This is a genomic window from Inquilinus sp. CA228 (assembly GCF_052078665.1).
Taxonomy (GTDB): Bacteria; Pseudomonadota; Alphaproteobacteria; order DSM-16000; family Inquilinaceae; genus Inquilinus.
In genome coordinates, this window is the sequence record NZ_JBQJIK010000018.1 from 43475 (window position 1) to 62327 (window position 18853).

Below are 18853 nucleotides of genomic sequence, written 5' to 3' on the forward strand. Positions count from 1 at the left end.
TCTCGTCCTTGAACAGGTGGTCAGAGCACGAAGTCGCTCACCGCCATGATGCCGTTCAGCCCCTGCAGCACGATGTGGAAGTCCGACGCGCCGTCGCCGTTGATGTCGCCGGCCACGGTGATGACGCCCGAGTTGGTGTTGAGGGCGCGCAGCTCGCCGGCATGGTTCGAAAAGACCGCCGAGCCGATGAAGGTGAAGGCCTGGTTGCCCGCCAGGCTGGTGTTGGCGTCGATGGCGGAGAGATCGATGCGGTCGCTCTGCGCACGGATGAAGTCGATGACCACGTCGGCATTGGCGCCGACGGTGCTGTCGCCGACCGCGGAGAAGGCGAAGCGGTCGGCCCCGGTGCCGCCGGACAGCGTGTCCCGTCCCGCGCCGCCATTGATCACGTCGTTGCCCTCATAGCCCCTGAGGACGTTGTCGGCGACATTACCCGTCAGCGTATCGCCGCCCTTGCCGGCATTGACGACCTCGATGCCGATCAGGATGTCGCCCTGCGCCTCGCCGCCGCTGCCGATGCCGGTCGCGAGATTGACCGTGATCGCGTCGGTGCTGCCGTAGTAGCTGACGGTGTCGGCGCCGGCTCCGCCATCGAGGATGTCCGCCCCCGCGCCGCCGCGGAGGAAGTCGACGCCGGCGCGGCCGTAGAGGGTGTCGTCGCCGTCGCCGCCATCGAGATTGTCGTGCCCGGCCGCGCCGATCTGCGGCGAGGTCGGCGGCGGCGGCGTCACCGAGACGTTCAGCTCATAGGTGGCGCCGGTGGGGACGGTCTGCTCGGGCAATCCCGTGTCGTTGTTGTATTGCCCGACCAGGAGGTAGTAGTCCCCGGTCTCCGCCACCTTGAAGCTGAACATCGAGTCCGTCCGGCGGGTGGAGCCGGGGTCGTTGCCGCCGTCGTCGTTGAAGGCGACCACGGTGCCGTCGGCCCGCACCAGCCACAGGAAGCTGTCGCTCAGCCCGGCCGAGGTGTGGTCGATGTCGGCGGTGATGAGCGTCCCCGCAGTCACCGTCAGCTTGTAGTAGCCGCCCTGGCCGTTGCCGGTGGCGTTGACCGTCGAATGCGCCAGGGTGGTCGCGTTGCCGATGTCGGCATCGGCGGCCAGCGAGAAGTTGTTGGTCAGGGTATAAGCGGCGGCGACCGAGTTGTTGGTCGCGCTCGGTGCCAGCGTGGCGTAGCCGTTGCCCATGCCGACGCCGGTGACCGGGAAGGGAACGAAATCGCCGTCGAGCGTGTCGTTCCCGGCGCCTCCCTTCAGGACGTCGTCGCCGCCCTGTCCGGCCAGCTTGTTGGCGAGGGCATCGCCGGTTAGCTGATCGTTGTGGGCGGAGCCGGCCAGGCCCTCGATCGAGATGTAGGTCTCCGGATGCGAGCCCGGCACGAGGAGCGAGACATTGACCCCCGTGGCGCTGCCGTAATAGGCGGCCATGTCCAGGCCGGCGCCGCCGTTCAGCGTGTCCAGCCCGCCGCCGCCGGCGAGGACGTCGTCGCCCGCGGCCCCCGACAGGACGTTGGCGCCGGTGTTGCCGATCAGCGTGTCGCCGAACTTCGAGCCGATCACGTTCTCGATGTTCGCCAGCGTGTCGAACTGGTGCGTCGTCGTGGTGTCGCCTTCGCCGTCGCCGCCAAAGGCGGTGCCGGTCTGGAGGTTGACGGTCACGCCCTCGGTCGCGGGAGTCCGCGGCGGGCCGAACATCGGCTGGCGCTCGTCCAGCGTGTAGTCGGCCGTGTCGATGCCGGCGCCGCCGTCCAGGAAGTCCGCCCCGGCGCCGCCGATGAGGAGGTCGTTGCCGGCCTCGCCGTTCAGCACGTCGCCGTCGCGGGCGCCCTCGAGCTTGTCGTCGCCGTTGCCGCCGCTGAGGACGTCGCCGCCGCCCAGGCCGAGGAAGTAGTTGTTCGAATCGTTGCCGACGAAGCGGTCGATGCGGTCGTCCGACCCGATCAGGTTCTCGACGCTGAAGAAGGTGTCGCCGGACGCCGTACCGCCGGCGGCGACGTTGGTCACCAGGTTGACCAGCAGCTGGAACGGGCTCTCCAGGCTGAAATCGACCGTGTCGTTGCCGTCGCCGCCGCGGAAGATGTCGACGCCGGCCATGCCGCGCATGATGTCGTCGCCGGCGCCGCCTTCGAGGATGTCGTTGCCCTTGCCGGCATTGATCGTGTCGTTGCCGTCCTCGCCATACAGCCGGTCGTCGCCGTCGTTGCTGTCGGGGCCGGTGATGATCGGCAGGGTGTTGTTGCGGTCGCGGCTGTCATTGGTGTCGGCGCCGCCGACGATGATGTCGTCGCCGGAGCCGCCATGGATCTCGTCGGCGCCGTTGCCGCCGTCGATCCGGTCGTCGCCGCCGCCGCCCAGCAGCTCGTTGTCGCCGTCATTGCCGATGATGATGTCGAGGAAGGCGCTGCCGACGCCCTTCTCGATATAGTAATCGGTCGCGTCGGCATTGTGGCCGTCGAAGATGGCGACGTTGTTGGCGTGGCCGTTGACGCTGGAGAAACGGCCCTCGCGCAGGTCCAGGATGGTGCTGCTGGTCGAGCCGGAGAAGTCGACCGTGTCATGGCCGCCGGTGTCGTGGATCACGAAGCCGATGTCCTGGGTCGGCCCGCTCGCCGTCAGCGTGTAGCCCAGCCGCGTGCTGCCGAAGCCGTAGACGTCGTCGCCGGTGTTGAGCTGGATGTCCTGATAGCTCCGGATGTTGTTCGTCACCGTGGAGAAATAGTGCCGGATGACGGCCTCGATATCGGCGATGCCCGGCGTGGTGTTGGTCCAGGCCGTGGTGCCGCCGATGTCGATATTGTCGAAATATGACATCACCGAATATTGCTGGTTGTCGTAGACCCACCTGGCGTCGTTGTAATAGGTGATCTGCGGGCCGCCGGGGCCGCCGTAATTGTAGAAGCCCGGATGGTTCAGGCCGAATTCATGGCCGAACTCATGGATGAAGGTGTTGAAGATATAGCCGCCCGGAGAGGTCGCGTCCGGCTCGGTGTCGTGGAAGCGCTGCCCGACGCTGACATAGCGGCCGGCGGAATAGGCGCTGCCGTCGTCCTGCTCGCCCACCTCCGGGCTGACCACTTCGAGATAGTCGGTGGCCGCGTTGAAGGGCCGGTCGGTGACGATCTGGAACTCCAGCGGCGTCACCGCAGACCACATCTGCAGCGCCCCGATCGCGGCCTCCAGATAGGCCGGATGGTCGCTGAGCTCGGACAGGTTCACCACGATCGCCGATTGCGCCATCGCCGGCGTCAGCGGGCGGTTCAGCGCCCCCAGGTAAGTGAGATAGGTCTCGTAATTGGTGTCCTTGTTATACGGATTGTCCGGAGTCTGGTCGATATTCTGCCAGTTCTGAAGATCCTCCGGGCTGACCGTGAATGAGCCGGCGCTCGTCTGTCCGGTCGGGGTGGAATGTTCCTGCTTGTAGCCCATCTGGCATAGGACGCACATGTGTTCCCCCTTGATGTTGGCCCTGGCATGGGTCCGTGTCGGGTCGGCGCAAGAGGCGGCGAATCAGATCCCGTTCACGGAGGCCGTGACAGCTTCGGCCGTGGTGTCAGCTGCTCGCGATGAAGGTTTCATCAGCCGTCGGCGCCGGACGCTGTCCGCCGCTCGCACTCAGCGCGTCCGCGCCGCGCCCTGGGCATCACGGCGCTGACATCGGCCCGAAAGCGGCGTCTGTGCCGGCACGGACGATGCAGGACCAGCCGGGATCGATATGGGCGCCAAACAGCGACGCCGCGGCAGTCCCGACGTGAATCCGATGCTCATGGTTGTCGATGTCCCCCTGTTTGCGGTTCGCAGTCTGTCGACACACCGGGCCGAGAAACGTCACCCGTCACTCGTCCAACCGCTGCGGCCATTTCTTGACGGACGCCGATCAACAACGGCGCCACACCATGGCTCTTCCACCTCTCAAACGAGAGGTGAAGCGCGATTCAGCATCTCGACTGTCTGCGCACCTCTGGCCGTCATCCTTCGGCAATGTAGCGGCCGCCGCAATCAAAAAATCTCTCATATCCGGTTACATCTGGGGGTTTTGTTGGTGTGCATACAGCTGTTCTCGCCGAAGGAAGACAGATATTTCCAGAAAGCCTATCCTTTTATGCAATAGATTATCCGAAATTATCGTCAAAACCGTTCAATCGACTGAGCGGTCGATTGCTGCGAATTGTGCGCGGCGCAGTATGACCGACTTTTCTTTTGCAACCGACAGGACCGCGGCGAAGCGGCGTCCGCGGCAGGCCGCATGCGATGGCGTCGCGATCCGGAGGCGCCGGCCGCTACAAGACCTAGCGTAATCCTTGCCGTCAGTGGCCACATCTTGTAGGGTTCTCGACCCCGCATCGCTGCCCGGACCTCGCGGTCCACGGCGCCGGGGCCGAGGACGCCGATCAACCCCGCCGTGAGCCGAGAAACGCCCATGACCATGCTCGACTGGTCCGACACCCCCGCCGCGCCGATCCGGGTGAAGCGGGCCGATGCGCCCATGGCCGACCTCGTGGGCGACGCCACCGGCCTCGGGGCCATCGACCGGTCCGGCGGCCGGGTCAGCATCGACGACAAGGCGATGATCAACTGCCGCGCCGACGTCAACCAGCTGCTGCCGATGAAGTACCGCTGGGCGTGGGAGAAGTACCTGGCCGGCTGCAACAACCACTGGATGCCGACCGAGGTCTCGATGCAGGCCGACATTGCGCTGTGGAAATCGCGCGACGGGCTGACCGAGGACGAGCGCCGGTCGGTGAAGCGCAATCTCGGCTTCTTCGCCGCCTCGGAATCGCTGGTCGCCAACAACATCGTGCTGGCGATCTACCGCCACCTGACCAACCCGGAATGCCGGCAGTACCTGCTGCGCCAGGCCTTCGAGGAGGCGGTGCACACCCACACCTTCCAATATGTGGTCGACAGCCTGGGCCTGGACGAGGGCGAGCTGTTCAACATGTATCGCGAGGTGCCGTCGATCACCGACAAGGCGGCCTGGGCGCTGCGCTATACCCAGAACCTGTCCGACCCGTCCTTCCAGACCGGCACGCCGGCCTCGGACCAGGCCTTCCTGCGCGACCTGGTGGCCTTCTACGTCATCTTCGAGGGCATGTGGTTCTACACCGGCTTCGCCCAGATCCTGTCGCTCGGCCGGCGCAACAAGATGGTCGGCATCGCCGAGCAGTACCAGTACATCCTGCGCGACGAGTCGATCCATCTGAACTTCGGCATCGACGTCATCAACCAGATCAAGATCGAGAACCCGCATCTCTGGACCGCCGCGTTCCAGGAGGAACTGCGGCGGATGCTGGCCGAGGCGGCGGAGCTCGAGGCCGCCTATGGCAGGGACACCATGCCGCGCGGCTTCCTCGGCCTGAATGCGGCGCTGTGCGAGCAGTACATGCACGTCATCGCCAACCGCCGCTGCGCCCAGCTCGGCCTGGCCCCGGTCTTCGCCGAGACCGAGAACCCGTTCCCCTGGATGTCCGAGGCGATGGATTTGAAGAAGGAGAAGAACTTCTTCGAGACCCGGGTGATCGAATACCAGAATGGCGGCGCGTTGAGCTGGGATTGAGGAAGGGGGCAGCCCGCTACCCTTCACTGTCATTGCCGGGCTTGACCCGGCAATCCAGAAAATGTCGACAGTCTCTGGATGCCCGGGTCAAGCCCGGGCATGACAGAAAGTGGCAACGATGGTGCTCAAGGCGGGCAGGGCTATGACGGTCCTCGGCCTGAGCGCGGAGGCCCGCCGCCGGGCGCTCTCGGCCGGCCCCTCCGGCGCGGCCTGGCTCGCCGGGCTCGACGATCTCGTCCGTGGCCTCGCGGCGGACTGGGGACTGTCGGCGCTCCGGCCGCTGCCGGGCGGCACCGCCGCGTTTGTGGCGGAGGCGCGGATGGCGGACGGCCGGCCTGCAGTGCTGAAGCTCGCGGTGCCTGGGCTGGACCCGGCGGCCGGCGGGCTGCGCACGCTGCTGCTGGCCGAGGGACGGGGCTATGCCCTGGTCTACCGCCACGACCGGGCGCGGGACGCGATGCTGCTGGAGCGGCTGGGCGGCCGGCTCGCCGATCTCGGCCTGCCGGTGGAGGCGCAGATCGACGCTATCTGCACCGCGCTGCTGCAGGCCTGGCGGCCGCTGCCGGCAGGGGAGGGCGGGTTCATGAGCGGCGCCGAAAAGGCCGACAGCCTCGCCGCCTTCATCCGCGCCACCTGGCAGGATCTCGGCCAACCCTGCACGGCCCAAGCCGTCGACACCGCCTGCCGCTTCGCCGAGCTGCGCCGCCGCGCCTATGACCCGGCCGCCGCGATCCTGGCCCATGGCGACGCCCACGCCTGGAACACGCTCGCCGTCCCCGACGAGCCCGGGCGGTTCAAATTCGTCGATCCCGAAGGCCTGGTCATCGAGCGCGCCTACGACCTGGGCATCTCGCTGCGCGAATGGGGCGCCGAGCTCTTGGCCGGCGACGCGGTGGCGCTCGGCCGCGCCCGCTGCCTCGGCCTGGCCCGCCGCACCGGGGTCGCGCCCGGGCCGATCTGGCACTGGGGCTTCATCGAGCGGGTGTCGACCGGCCTGGTCCAGCTGCTGCTCGGCCTCGAGGCCGGGGGGCGGGAGTTCCTGCAGGTCGCCGACCTCTGGGCCGCGGCCGATCCGCCGGGCTGGGCCTGAGCCGCAGGCGATCTCCTGCGTTCAAGCCGAAGGACGGCGTTGCCTCCGGCCCGGGTCGAGCCTAGCGTTCAGGCCGGACCGGCGGGCGAGGGGGCGGGGGGATGCAGCGCATCTTGATCCTGGGCGCGGGGTTCGCCGGGCTGTGGGCCGCGGTCGGCGCGGCGCGGGCGCTCGACGTATTCGGCATCGGGCCCGACCGGGTCGAGGTGACGCTGGTCAACCGCGACGCCTGGCACGGCATCCGCGTGCGCAACTACGAGGCCGACCTCGACGCGATCCGGGTGCCCCTGGCCTCGGTGCTCGACCCGATCGGCGTGCGCCTGGTCGAGGGCGAGGTCGCGGATATCGATCTCGCCCAGCGCAGCGTCCGATGCGCGGTCTTGGGGGCGGAGACGGCGCTGCCCTATGACCGGCTGGTCTTCGCGCTCGGCAGCGGCCTCGCCCGGCCGGCGATCCCGGGGCTCGCCGAGCGCGGCTTCGACATCGACCCCTTCGCCGGCGCCCGCCGCCTCGCCGACCACCTGGCCGGGCTGGGCGGGCGGCCGGCCTCGCCGGGGCGCGACACCGTCCTGGTCGTCGGCGCCGGGCTGACCGGGATCGAGGCCGCGACCGAGATGGCGGACCGGATCGGGCAGGCGGGCCGGGTGATCCTGGCCGACCATGCGCCGCAGGTCGGCTCCGACATGGGCGTCAGCGCCCGGCCGGTGATCGAGACGGCCCTGGCCGCGCTCGGCGTCGAGACCCGGATGGGCGTGTCGGTCGCGGCGGTGGATGCCGGCGGGGCGACGCTGTCGACCGGCGAGGCGATCCCGGCCGCGACCGTGATCTGGTGCGCCGGCATGCGGGCCAGCCCGCTGACCGCCCGGTTCCCGGTGGAGCGTGACCGGCTGGGCCGGCTGCCGGTCGACCCGACCCTGAAGATCACCGGCCGCGAGGCCGAGTTCGCGGTCGGTGATTCGGCGCGGGCGATGGTCGACGACAGCCACGCCTCGGTGATGTCCTGCCAGCACAGCCGGCCGATGGGCCGCTTCGGCGGCCACAACGCGGTCGCCGACCTGCTCGGCCGGCCGCTGCTGCCGCTGCGGATCGAGTGGTACACCACCATCCTCGACCTCGGCTCCTGGGGCGCCGTCTACACCGAGGGCTGGGACCGGCAGGTGGCGGCGCAGGGGGCTGCGGCGAAGCAGACCAAGCAGATCATCAACCGCCAGCGCATCTACCCGCCGCTGACCGGCGACCGCCGCGCCATCCTCGACGCGGCCGCCCCGGTGATCCAGGCGCCGCCGCAGCGCTTCCGCTGAGGCTCAGCCCAGGCTGACCAGCGCCGAAGCCGCGGTCTCGTCGGTGATCAGCCCCTGCAGCAGGCCGCGGCTCAGCACGGCGTGGATCGCCGGCACCTTGACCGCGCCGCCGGCGATGGCGATGGCCGGGCGCCGGGCGACGGCGTCGAGCGGCAGCCCGATCACCCGGTCGCGCAGCGGCGAGGGCAGGATCTGCCCCTCGGCATCGAGGAAGTTGCCCAGCACCTCGCCGATCGCCCCGGCCTGCCGCAGCGCCTCGTATTCGGCGCGGGTGACCACCTTGTCGTGCAGCACCGGCGCGCTGTCGTCGAGCTGGCCGATGCCGATCAGGATCGCGTCGGCCCGCGCCGCCAGTGCCATGATCTCGCGGAACGGCTTCTGCTCCTCCAGCACCCGCCGGTCCTCGGCGCTCTCGGCGATCAAGGGCGCCGGCATCAGGAAGCGCTGGGCCCCCAGCCGATCGCCGAGGCGCATCACCACGTCGAACGGGTTGTAGGAGGAATCGCGGGCGATGTTGCCGGTGACCGAGACCACCTGGTGCTGCGGCCGCGGCGACGACGCCATCTCCTCCACCGCCGCGCGCACGCTGCGGCCGTTGCCGACGCCGATCACCAGCGGCGCGTCGGTGTCGACCAGCCGCTCGATCCAGGTGGCCCCGGCGATCGCCAGCGCCGGCAGGTTGGGCTGGGCCGGCGCCACCGGGTCGGCCGGCACCACCTCGCAGAAGCGCAGGCCATGGCGGCGGGCGATGCGCTCGCCCAGCTCCATGCAGGCCGCGATCGGGTGGTCGATGCGGACCTTGACCATGCCCTCCTGCGCGGCGAAGGCCAGCAGGCGCTGCGCCGCCATGCGCGAGACGTTGAGCCGCCGGGCGATCTCGTCCTGGGTCAGGCCCGAGACATAGGACAGCCATGCCGCCCGCGCCGCCTGGTCTCGCTTCCTCTCCGCCTGGTCGATCCCCGGCATCCGCCACGCTCCGCGCCGTTCCTTCCACACCATCTCCGCCGATCGGGGCGTCCGGCGCAACGGTGGCGTGCAGTGATTGCGGTTCGCCGGCACCGCCACTGCGGCGATGATGCCTGCTCCGGCCCGTGTCGAAAGGCTTGACCGCAACGCTGCGGAACGGTTCCTTCCGGCCGGAAGGAAGCACGAATCCCGCCTGGCGAACAGGCGGGCGAGGAAGGGGCAGATGATGATTCGGTGGGCTCTGGTGCTGGCGGTGGCGCTGGCGCCGCATGTCGCGGCGGCCGCGGCCAAGCCGACGCCGGTGGCGGCGGAGGACAAGGTCCACGCCCAGCTGCGCCTGGCTCTGGAGCGGGCGGAGGCCGAGCTGGCCGCGGCACCCTCGGCAATTCCCGTCGGCACGCTCAAGCCCAGCGCCGTCGACCCGCGCGTGCCGCTGCTGCGCCAGCGGCTCGACGCCATGGGCATCGCGCTGCCCGAATCCATGCCCGCGGTGGCCGAGGCCGCCATTGCCCAGCCAGAGGCGGTTTCGGCGACGGCCGTGGCGGCGACTGGGCCGGAGCTGGTCGGCCCGGTGGCGCCGGCCACCCTGGTCTATGACGAGGCGCTGACCCAGCGGGTGAAGCTGCTGCAGTCGCGCTGGGGCCTGCGCGACGACGGCGTGGTCGGCCGCCGCACGCTGCGGGCGCTGAACTTCACCCCGGCGGACGAGGCGGCGTCGCTGCGCCAGACCCTGGCCCGCTGGCAGCCGCCGCCGGCGCGCGGCAAGTCGATCACGGTCAATGTCCCCACCGCCGAGATCATCGCCTTCGAGAACGGGGTCGAGGTGCTGCGCACCCGCGCCGTGGTCGGGTCGCCGCTGACCCAGACGCCGCTGATCCAGTCCAACATGATCGCGGTCAAGTACAACCCGGACTGGACCGTGCCGCCCGGCCTGACCAAGAAGTACAAGGCCCAGATGGCGGCCGGCCAGTATGACGACATGCGCAAGCACGGTGTCGTGGTGAAGACGCCGGAGGGCCAGACCTTCGACCCGGCCCAGGTGCCGCCGGACATGGTCGGCACCATGGGCTGGAAGTTCTGGCAGCCGCCGGGCGACGACAACGCCCTCGGCCTGCTCAAGTTCGAGCTCGACAACGACCAGGCGATCTACCTGCACGACACCAACAACCGCCGGCTGTTCGCCACCGACAACCGGGCGGTGTCGAACGGTTGCATCCGGGTCGAGAACTATCTCGGCCTGGCCGCCTGGGTGCTGGGCACCGACATCCCGGCGGTGGAGGCCGGGATCGCCACCGCCAAGACCCATTTCGCCCGGGTGCCCAGCCGGATCCCGGTGCGCATGACCTACTACCTGGCCTATCCCGACGTGGCGGGCGGCATCCGCTACGGCGAGGACGTCTACAGCATGGCCGAGGGCAGCTAGTGGATCACATCTGACACTTGAATCCGGCAAGGGATTCCCATGGGATTGGGGCGTGCGAGTCTGGCGTACGCGCCCCGGGATATCGATCACGCAGTCCCGCTCAGCGGCATGTCGAATACCAGCAATCCGGGAGCATCCAGCGGCAACTGCGCCGCGACCTCACCGGCGGGATTCAAGACCGCAGTCGGCCCCCACGCGACCCAGCCATCACGCTCGCCGGTCACATCGGCCGACATCAGCCAGAGGCCGGTCTCGCGACATCGTTCGCCGCGCACTGTGTTGTGCTTGGCCTTCCATTCAGCGGCGGCCTGTCGCGGAAGCATGTTGTTGGCTGGACAGATGAGCAGCGACGCTCCCTGTTGCGCGACGCTCATCGCGGCGCTGGCGAAGTTGGTGTCGAAGCAGATGTTGATCCCGAAACGCAGACCGCCGATGTCGAAGATCTGGACGTCGTCCCCGGGGTGAAAGCATTGTTCCCGCCCCAGCAGGTGTCTCTTGCGGTAGCGCCCCACCAGGGTTCGTTGATGGATGACAGCGGCAGTGTTGTAGAGCCTTTCGCCCTCCGCCTCGATCAGGCCAACAACGATCATCGGCGCGTTCTCGGGGAGTTGCCGCATGAGTGTCGAAAAGTGCGGCGAGGTGAGGTCGAACGCATTGCGGCGCGCGGCCTCTCCTTCAGTCAGATAGCCCTGCAGGAAGCCCTCGGGCCAACACACCAGTCGAGCGCCAGCCTCCATGGCCGCCTCGGTGACGTCTGCCAGATAGGCGAGCGCACCCGGCATGTCCTCCCGGAATTCCGGTGTCTGAGCGGCTGCGATCCGGACGGTTTTGATCGCGTCTGTCATGGCGTGACGATAGCCCAGTACGGGCAGCTTTCCACCCGACTCCGTCATTCGGAAGGTCCGCTCGTCAGCCGGGAACGAAGCGTCAGATTCTCACCACTAGGGCAGGGGGGCTCGCCGCTGGCCTTCTTTAGTCCGGAATCGGCACCGGCTCTATGTGCCAGATGTCACGGCAGTATTCGCGGATCGAGCGATCGGAGGAAAACCAGCCCATCCGGGCCACGTTCAGGATCGACGAGCGCGTCCAGCGCTCGGGGTCGCTCCACGCGCGGCCGACCTCCTCCTGGCATTCGACATAGGAGCGGTAGTCGGCCAGCAGCATATACGGGTCGGACCCGAGCAGATTGTCGACGATCGGCTTGAACAGCTCGCGGTCGCCGTTGGCGAACGCCCCGTCGGCGATCGCGTCGACCACGGCCCGCAGCTCGTCGTCCGACTGGTAGTGATCATAGGGTCGATAGCCCTGGGCGAGCCGCCGCTGGACGTCCTCCACCGTCATGCCGAACAGGAAGAAGTTCTCAGCGCCGACGGCGTCGCGGATCTCGACATTGGCGCCGTCGAGCGTGCCGATCGTGAGCGCACCGTTCAGCGCGAACTTCATGTTGCCGGTGCCCGACGCCTCCTTGCCCGCCGTCGAGATCTGCTCCGAGAGATCCGCGCCCGGGAAGATCCGCTGGCTGTGCTTCACGTTGTAGTCCGGCACGAACAGGACGCGAAGCCGGCCGGCGACGCCGCGGTCATGGTTCACGATGTCGGCCACGGAGTGGATCAGCTTGATGATCCGCTTCGCCATCATGTAGCCGGGCGCGGCCTTCCCCGCGAACACGACCGTGCGCGGCGGCGCGCCGTATCCGGGGTCGCGCTTCAGGCGGTGATACAGCGTGATGACGTGCAGCAGGTTCAGGTGCTGCCGCTTGTACTCGTGGAAGCGCTTGACCTGGATGTCGAACAGGCTCGCCGGGTCTGATGTGACTCCCGTCTTCCCTTGAATCTCCGCCGCGAGCGCCTCCCGGTTTCGCCGCTTCACGCGTCGCCACTCTTCGCGGAACGCCGGGTCGTCCGCCATCGGCTCCAATGCGCGCAGCTGCTCCAGGTCGCGCGTCCAGCCATCCCCGATCGCGTCCGTCACCAGCGTCGTCAGCCCGGGATTCGTCAGCATGATGAATCGCCGAGGGGTCACGCCATTCGTCACATTCAGGAACTTCTCCGGCCACAGCTCGCTGAAATCGCGCAGCACGTCGTGCCTGAGAAGCTCGCTGTGAAGGGCGGCGACGCCGTTGATCGCATGGCTTCCGACGCAGGCGAGATGCGCCATCCTGACCGACCGGTCGCCCGATTCGTCGATCAGCGAGAGCCTTCGCTCGCGATCATGGTCGCCCGGATGCCGCGACCTGACCTCGTCGAGGAATCGGCGGTTGATCTCGTACACGATCTCGAGATGCCGCGGCAGGACGCGTCCGAACAGGCCGACCGACCATTTCTCGAGCGCCTCCGGAAGCAAGGTGTGGTTGGTGTAGCTCATCGTCTGCCGCGTGATGTCCCACGCCGGCTCCCAATCCATGCCATGGTCGTCGACGAGGAGGCGCATCAGCTCGGCGACCGCGAGCGCCGGGTGCGTGTCGTTGAGCTGAACCGTGTACTTCTCGTGGAAGCGCGAAAGGTCGGGCGCCGTCTGCCGGTAGATGCGGATCATGTCCTGCAGCGCGCAGGAGACCAGGAAGAACTGCTGTTCGAGGCGGAGCTGCTTGCCCTCCAGGCCGGTATCGTTCGGGTACAGCACCTTGCTGATCGTCTCGGAGGCGACCTTCTCCTCCACGGCGCCGTAGTAGTCGCCGGTGTTGAAGGAGTCGAACTCGAAGGAGTTGACCGCTTCCGCGCTCCACAGGCGGAGCAGGTTCGCCGTGTTGACCCGGTATCCGAGGATCGCGGTATCGTGGGCGATGCCCCTGACGAGACGCGCGGGATGCCAGCGGACGCGATAGCGGCCGGTCTCGTCCGCGTACGGCTCCGTATGGCCCCCGAAACCGACATTGATCGCGATCTCGGGGCGCGAGATCTCCCACGGATTGCCGAGGCGAAGCCATTTGTCCGCGATCTCCGCCTGCCAGCCGTCGCGGATCTGCTGGTCGAAGATCCCGAATTCGTAGCGGATGCCGTAGCCGATCGCCGGGATCTCCAGCGTCGCCAGCGAGTCGAGATAGCAGGCCGCGAGGCGCCCGAGGCCGCCATTGCCGAGGCCCGGCTCTTCCTCCTGGTCGAGCAGCTTCTCGAAATCGAAACCGAGCTCCTCCATCGCCTGCTTCGCCGTGTCGAACGCCCCGAGGTTGAGGAGGTTGTTGCCCAGATGCGGGCCCAGCAGGAACTCGGCGGACAGATAGCAGGCCGTGCGCACCTGCTTTCGGTAATAGGTCTCGGACGTCTTGACCCAGCGGTCGAGTAGCCGGTCGCGCACGCTGTAGGCGAGCGCGAGGTACTTGTCATTCGCGGTAGCGGTCGCCGGGAAGCGGCCCAGGACGTAGTAGAGGTTTCTGTGGAACGCCCGCTTCCAGGCCTCGACCTCGGTGTCGCCACCCACGTCGTCGGCCATCGCGAGATCGTCGAGACGCTCGATCGCCATCGGAGTCCTCCCTCCAGCCGTGCGTGCCGTCGCTGCATCGGGAACAATGCCCGGCACCGCCGCCGGGGAGTATGCACCCTGGACCGCGACCGCTTCATGACTGCCGGCGAAGGCCTGAAGGATCATCGGCCATATCGATGCGAATTTAGCTGGAATTCGTTGTGAGCCGCCTCGCTGATCCAGCGGATGCACGGGCCGCGCGAATCATGCTCTAAGCGATTCATCGGACTCACGAACTCCTTCCTGGATCGCGCGCGACAGCATCGGCCAGGTCACCGTCGAAACGACGACGGTCCGCGACGGCGCGCCCGGGGTGGCCATTGCAACGGAGCCGGAAAGCCATGCAGCGGATCAGCCGACTGTCTCGTCCTGTCATCGCGTCGCTTCGCCCGACCCTTGCCGTCCTCCTCATCGCCACCCCGGCGCTGGCGGCGGATTACCAGCCGCTCGAGACCTTCGCGCCGCGGGAGATGGGGCAGGCGGTCAACGCCTATCGGTCGGGCAACGGCGCGCCCGGCCCGGACTACTGGCAGAACCGCGCCGACTACCGGATTCAGGCGACGCTTGACCCCAAGACCCCGTCGCTGAGCGCCGAGGAGGTGATCGCCTACACCAACAACAGCCCGGACGCACTCGGCGAGCTGTGGCTGCAGCTCGACCAGAACATGTACCGGCCGGACAGCCGCAGCGTCTTCGCCTCCGGCAAGCCGAGAAAGGGCGCCTCCGACGGCTACGTGCTGGACGAGGTCGCCATCGAGCGCGACGGCAAGACCACGCCGGTGTCGGTGCAGGTCAGCGACACCCGCGGGCGCATCCCGCTCGGCACGCCGCTGGCGCCGAAGGGCGGCCAGCTCAAGCTCCACATCCGCTACCATTTCACCATTCCGGGCGAGGAATGGGGCGGCCGCATGGGCTGGGGCAAGGCCAAGGACGGCCCGATCTACAGCCTGGCGCAATGGTACCCGCGGATGCAGGTCTATGACGACATCCGCGGCTGGGACACGCTGCCCTTCCTGGCCCAGGAGTTCTACCTGGAATACGGCGATTTCGACTACGAGATCACGGTGCCCAGCACCATGATCGTCGCCGGCTCGGGCGAACTGAAGAATCCCGATCAGGTCCTGACCCGGGACCAGCGCGCCCGGCTCGACAAGGCCCGCGCCAGCGACGCGACGGTGACGATCATCGGCCCGCAGGAGATCGGCGACGCGGCGACGCGGCCGAAGACCGACGGCACGCTGACCTGGCATTTCGCGATGCAGCACACGCGCGACGTGGCGCTGTCGATCTCGCCGACCTTCGCCTGGGACGCGGCCCGCATCAACCTGCCGGACCACAAATCGGCGCTGGCGATGTCGTTCTATCCGGCCGAGAGCCAGGGCGCCGACCGCTGGGGCCGGTCGACCGAATATCTGAAGGACTCCGTCGAGCGCTTCTCCGCCCGCTGGTACCCCTATCCCTGGCCGGTCGCGGTCAATGTCGCGGGGCCCGACAACATCGCCGGGATGGAATATCCGGGCCTCCTGTTCGACGGCATCAGCGACGCGGGCAAGACCCTGTTCTGGATCACCGCCCATGAGATCGGCCACACCTGGTTCCCGATGATCGTCGGCTTCGACGAGCGCCGCGACGCCTGGATGGATGAGGGCTTCAACACCTTCATCGACGTCTACCAGTCGGACGAGTTCAACCAGGGCGAATACGCCCCCAAGCGCGACAGCGAATATGCGCCGGGCGGCGGCAACCCGGCCGACGAGATCCTCGCCGTGCTCAAGGACCCCGACGCGCCGGTGATCCTGTCGCGCGCCGACACGATCATCGAGACGTACCGCCACCCGGTGACCTACTTCAAATCGGCCTTCGGTCTGATTCTGCTGCGCGAGGAGATCCTCGGGCCCGAGCGCTTCGATGCCGCCTTCCGCGACTTCATCGCCGTCTGGGCCTTCAAGCATCCCAAGCCGGCCGACTTCTTCCGGTTCATGGACAGCGCTGCCGGCGAGGACCTGTCCTGGTGGTGGCGCGGCTGGTACGACCACAACTGGTCGCTCGACCTCGCCATCGGCAAGGTCCAGCCGGGCGATGCGGCCAGGGGCACGGTGATCACCATCGAGGCCAGGGACAAGCTGATCATCCCCGCGACCCTGCGCGTCGATTTCACCGATGGCAGCCACCGCGACTATCGCCTGCCGGCCGAAAGCTTCATCCGCCAGGCGGCAACGACCGTGACGACCGAGCCCGGCAAGACGGTCGCACAGGTGATCCTCGATCCCGACCACAAGCTGCCGGACGAGGACCGCACCGACAACGTCTGGAAGGCCCGCACGCATTAGAGCGGGATGGGTTCGGCCAGATCTGGTTATCCTGACCGCACCAAGGCGGTGAGTTGTTGCCTCTCCCGCTTGCGAGACCTTTTCAGAACAACTGAATCCGCTCCTTTCTAGTCCCCCTCCCCTTGCGGGAGGGGGCAGGGGGAGGGGTCTGCGCGCGTCCGCGCGCGAATGGGCAAAGGGCAAGCTTTGCCGGTTGGGGCCATTTCACCAGAGTTCAGGCGACTCTGTCGCGCCCGCACCGTTGCGGATGGTCCGGGCATGGGCTCCCGCGAATCCCGGACTCAGCCGGCGGACGGCGGCACGCCGATCAGCCGGTAGAACGCTGCCGCCTGCGGTGGCCCCTCCGGCCAGGCGGGGACCTGCGGGTCGAGCGTCAGCCAGGGCTGCTTCCGCCTCGTCCACATATGGGCGACCACGGCCAGGCGATGGCTGTCGTCGAAGGTGCCGGCCCGGATCGCCACCAGGCCCGGGCGCGAACTGTTGGTGTTGGTGACCCGGGTGAAGCAGGCCGGGCAGGCGACCTGGTGCGAGATCCGGCTGCCGTCGGCGCTGGGCAGGTCGAATCGGCCGACCGGGCCGGTGCAGGCGAACCGGTCCTGCGCCACGATCGCCTGCTGGCTGAAGGCGCTGCCGCTCCAGGTCTGGCAGTCCAGGCAGTGGCAGGCATAGGTCAGGGGCAGGCGCTCGGTATCGAGCCGCCAGCGCACGGCGCCGCAGCGGCACCCTCCTTCGATCCCGGCCAATTTGCCCTCCTGCATCGTCTGCGGGCCCGAGAATGCGGGATCGGGTCGGGGAAGGGAACGGCCGTTGTCGCGCCTGCCGATCCCTGTCTACCTCGACGGGCAGGGACGATGGGCAACCGGGGGCGCGCGATGGACGCTGCCGAGTTCTGGGCCATTCGTGCCGGAGGCACCGAGATCGAGAATCCGATCTCGCCGCACAAGCTTGACCTGCTGGCGACCATTGCCGGGTCCGCGACGGCGCGCGACGAGGCCGTGGACCTCCACGCGCCCGACCGTCTCCAAAGGGCGGAAAGCGGAAATGAGCAAAGGCGGTGACAAGGCCCCTGGCTTCGGCCATAACGACCGGTATCAGCGATCAGCTAGCGGCATTGCCGCTCTCGCATGTCCAATCTCTATCGAGCAATTCACGTCTGGCGGCGAGTCGACGCCACCAAGTCGGTTCGTTATGCCTGCTTTGAGAATATATCTCAGAAGGGCTATTGCGTACTTGCGGCAGATTTCTTCAACTTGCCACTAGATCCTCGATTGCAGGCGTGCCAGGACCGCAACCTAATAGAACTTCTGACGGAAGAAGACTTGTCGGAGCGCTGTGAGTGGTTTGCCACGCTTCTGGAAGCCGTCGAGCGCCATGACAGGAACTTTCAAAACTTTTGGGATTCATAGAGTCCGCAACGGGTCGCATGCGGTCCTCCGCGTCCAGAAGCGCGCGATCCTGAGCGTCCTTCGGACCTATTGGAGAGTAGGCCAGTTCCAGGGAAGCAGCTCTTCGATCCGAGAGATCGGGTGGCCATCGGCGATGCGGGCGAGGACGTCGCGCAGCCAGGCTTCCGGATTGAGGCCGTTGACCATGTGTCCACTGCGACCTTGATGGACACCATGATCGTGAGATCGAACCCTTGCTGATAGACGGCTCAGACCGGACGCTTACAGTTAACACATTGTTCTCTTGTATTAATCTGCGATCGTGTTCATGCTACGTTCTATGGACAAGGCGCAGACCGATTCGATTTCGGAAGCCCCGGCCGCTCCCGCGGAGGAGCGGGCGGCGCGGCGTCTGCGCGTGCTCGCCCGGCTGGTCGAGATCCAGATGGAGGTCGCCGAGGCCACCCGCACCGAAGCGGTCGAGGCGCCGCAGCCCGGCGTCGACTATTGCACCCGGATCGCCGGCATCGCCCGGTCGGTGCGTCTGACGCTGCTGCTGGAGGACAAGATGTCCCGCCCGCCCGAGGAGCGGCCGCGGAAGGCCGCGGCCAGATCGGCCGGATCGGCCCGACCGGCCGGGACGACCGACGAGGCGTCGCCCGAGCTGCGGGTGATGCTGGCCATGGGCGCCGCGGTCTATGACGGCGCCGAGACCGAGGACGAGAAGGAAGAGGCTCGCCGGCGCTTCGGCGAAATCCGCGAACGGCTGGAGCGGCCGGAGCAGGCGGAGATGGTCGAGACCTGCCCGGCGCCGGCGGCCGTGGCCCGGCTGTGCCGGATGTTCGGGCTGCCGGAGGAGACGGAGCAATGGCTGGCGGCGGCGGATGCGGCCCTGGCGGAGATGGGCTTCGCGCCGCCGGAGACGGCGGCCGCCGACCCAGGCCCGGCCCTGGACCAGGCCAGGATCCGGCGCCGGCTGCGGGTGATCATGGCGTTGGGCGCCGCGATCGAGGCCGAGAGCCAGGACGAAGAGGAAAACGACCGCCGCTTCTGCGAGATGGCCGTGCAGATGGACCGGCCGGAGGAGATGGAGATCGCCGAAAGCTGCCCGGCGGTGGACGCCGTGGCCCGGCTGTGCCCGAGATTCGGCCTGCCGCCGGAGCAGGCGGAGCGCTGGGTCGCGGAGTCGGACGAGTTCCTGGCTAGGCGGGACCTGCCGCCGGTGGACCTGCCCGAGCCTCGCTCAGCCGCCGTCAGCCGCCGCAAGCCGCCGGACACGGGATGACTGCCGGCGCGTCGCACTCACCCCATCCGCCCATTTTCGGCATCATGAGCGCAGCCTTCCA

General features: G+C 68.0%; 12 protein-coding genes and 1 pseudogene. 7 read left to right on the forward strand and 6 right to left on the reverse strand.

Features of this window, described 5'->3' with window-relative positions; translation table 11 throughout:
- Positions 1-20: 20 nt before the first annotated feature.
- The gene (locus ACTOWL_RS11025; protein ID WP_441321273.1) at positions 21-3443 is read right to left on the reverse strand and encodes a M10 family metallopeptidase C-terminal domain-containing protein; all 3423 of its coding nucleotides are present in this window, start codon (positions 3441-3443) and stop codon (positions 21-23) included.
- A gap of 973 nt (positions 3444-4416) precedes the next feature.
- Between ACTOWL_RS11025 and ACTOWL_RS11030 the strand changes: the two genes are divergently transcribed.
- The 3 genes from ACTOWL_RS11030 (at position 4417) to ACTOWL_RS11040 (ending at position 7944) form a co-directional block, all read left to right on the forward strand.
- The gene (locus ACTOWL_RS11030; RefSeq protein ID WP_441321274.1) at positions 4417-5553 is read left to right on the forward strand and encodes a ribonucleotide-diphosphate reductase subunit beta; all 1137 of its coding nucleotides are present in this window, start codon (positions 4417-4419) and stop codon (positions 5551-5553) included.
- Positions 5554-5695: 142 nt separating this feature from the next.
- Positions 5696-6643: an aminoglycoside phosphotransferase family protein gene (locus ACTOWL_RS11035; protein ID WP_441321275.1), complete on the forward strand. Its 948-nt coding sequence runs from the start codon at positions 5696-5698 to the stop codon at positions 6641-6643.
- Between the two features lie 101 nt (positions 6644-6744).
- Positions 6745-7944: an NAD(P)/FAD-dependent oxidoreductase gene (locus ACTOWL_RS11040; protein WP_441321276.1), complete on the forward strand. Its 1200-nt coding sequence runs from the start codon at positions 6745-6747 to the stop codon at positions 7942-7944.
- Positions 7945-7947: 3 nt separating this feature from the next.
- Here ACTOWL_RS11040 and ACTOWL_RS11045 read toward each other — a convergent pair whose 3' ends face one another.
- Complete coding sequence (locus tag ACTOWL_RS11045; protein ID WP_441321277.1) at positions 7948-8910, reverse strand: sugar-binding transcriptional regulator; 963 nt, start codon at positions 8908-8910, stop codon at positions 7948-7950.
- Positions 8911-9133: 223 nt separating this feature from the next.
- Here ACTOWL_RS11045 and ACTOWL_RS11050 point away from each other — a divergent pair, with 223 nt between their 5' ends.
- Positions 9134-10333, forward strand: a complete 1200-nt coding sequence (locus ACTOWL_RS11050) for a L,D-transpeptidase family protein (RefSeq protein WP_441321278.1) — start codon at positions 9134-9136, stop codon at positions 10331-10333.
- Positions 10334-10419: 86 nt separating this feature from the next.
- Here ACTOWL_RS11050 and ACTOWL_RS11055 read toward each other — a convergent pair whose 3' ends face one another.
- Together ACTOWL_RS11055 and ACTOWL_RS11060 are read right to left on the reverse strand one after the other, a co-directional pair.
- Positions 10420-11226 carry a carbon-nitrogen hydrolase family protein gene (locus ACTOWL_RS11055; RefSeq protein ID WP_441321279.1) on the reverse strand — a complete coding sequence of 269 codons (807 nt, stop codon included), beginning with the start codon at positions 11224-11226 and terminating at the stop codon, positions 10420-10422.
- A 79-nt stretch (positions 11227-11305) separates the two neighbouring features.
- Positions 11306-13918, reverse strand: coding sequence for a glycogen/starch/alpha-glucan phosphorylase (locus ACTOWL_RS11060; RefSeq protein WP_441321280.1), 2613 nt, complete (start codon positions 13916-13918; stop codon positions 11306-11308).
- Between the two features lie 215 nt (positions 13919-14133).
- Between ACTOWL_RS11060 and ACTOWL_RS11065 the strand changes: the two genes are divergently transcribed.
- The gene (locus ACTOWL_RS11065; RefSeq protein ID WP_441321281.1) at positions 14134-16122 is read left to right on the forward strand and encodes a M1 family metallopeptidase; all 1989 of its coding nucleotides are present in this window, start codon (positions 14134-14136) and stop codon (positions 16120-16122) included.
- A gap of 281 nt (positions 16123-16403) precedes the next feature.
- On the opposite strand, the gene ACTOWL_RS11070 is transcribed toward ACTOWL_RS11065, so the two are convergent.
- A complete protein-coding gene (locus tag ACTOWL_RS11070; RefSeq protein ID WP_441321282.1) occupies positions 16404-16865 on the reverse strand; it encodes a GFA family protein in 462 nt (153 codons plus the stop codon).
- Between the two features lie 129 nt (positions 16866-16994).
- On the opposite strand from ACTOWL_RS11070, the gene ACTOWL_RS11075 reads away from it, so the two are divergent.
- Positions 16995-17180, forward strand: a complete 186-nt coding sequence (locus tag ACTOWL_RS11075) for a hypothetical protein (protein WP_441321283.1) — start codon at positions 16995-16997, stop codon at positions 17178-17180.
- Positions 17181-17594: 414 nt separating this feature from the next.
- Here ACTOWL_RS11075 and ACTOWL_RS11080 read toward each other — a convergent pair.
- Positions 17595-17711 (reverse strand): annotated as a pseudogene (locus tag ACTOWL_RS11080) (transposase domain-containing protein); the annotation flags it as partial.
- A gap of 124 nt (positions 17712-17835) precedes the next feature.
- Between ACTOWL_RS11080 and ACTOWL_RS11085 the strand changes: the two are divergent.
- Positions 17836-18792 carry a hypothetical protein gene (locus tag ACTOWL_RS11085; protein ID WP_441321284.1) on the forward strand — a complete coding sequence of 319 codons (957 nt, stop codon included), beginning with the start codon at positions 17836-17838 and terminating at the stop codon, positions 18790-18792.
- Positions 18793-18853 lie beyond the last annotated feature (61 nt).

Excerpts from the sequence above, each read along its gene's own strand:
- ACTOWL_RS11025 (WP_441321273.1), bottom strand. The coding sequence starts at position 3,443 with ATGTGCGTCCTATGCCAGATGGGCTACAAGCAGGAACATTCCACCCCG.
- ACTOWL_RS11030 (WP_441321274.1), top strand. The coding sequence starts at position 4,417 with ATGACCATGCTCGACTGGTCCGACACCCCCGCCGCGCCGATCCGGGTG.
- ACTOWL_RS11035 (WP_441321275.1), top strand. The coding sequence starts at position 5,696 with ATGACGGTCCTCGGCCTGAGCGCGGAGGCCCGCCGCCGGGCGCTCTCG.
- ACTOWL_RS11040 (WP_441321276.1), top strand. The coding sequence starts at position 6,745 with ATGCAGCGCATCTTGATCCTGGGCGCGGGGTTCGCCGGGCTGTGGGCC.
- ACTOWL_RS11045 (WP_441321277.1), bottom strand. The coding sequence starts at position 8,910 with ATGCCGGGGATCGACCAGGCGGAGAGGAAGCGAGACCAGGCGGCGCGG.
- ACTOWL_RS11050 (WP_441321278.1), top strand. The coding sequence starts at position 9,134 with ATGATGATTCGGTGGGCTCTGGTGCTGGCGGTGGCGCTGGCGCCGCAT.
- ACTOWL_RS11055 (WP_441321279.1), bottom strand. The coding sequence starts at position 11,226 with ATGACGGAGTCGGGTGGAAAGCTGCCCGTACTGGGCTATCGTCACGCC.
- ACTOWL_RS11060 (WP_441321280.1), bottom strand. The coding sequence starts at position 13,918 with ATGATCCTTCAGGCCTTCGCCGGCAGTCATGAAGCGGTCGCGGTCCAG.
- ACTOWL_RS11065 (WP_441321281.1), top strand. The coding sequence starts at position 14,134 with ATGCAGCGGATCAGCCGACTGTCTCGTCCTGTCATCGCGTCGCTTCGC.
- ACTOWL_RS11075 (WP_441321283.1), top strand. The coding sequence starts at position 16,995 with ATGGACGCTGCCGAGTTCTGGGCCATTCGTGCCGGAGGCACCGAGATC.
- ACTOWL_RS11085 (WP_441321284.1), top strand. The coding sequence starts at position 17,836 with ATGCTACGTTCTATGGACAAGGCGCAGACCGATTCGATTTCGGAAGCC.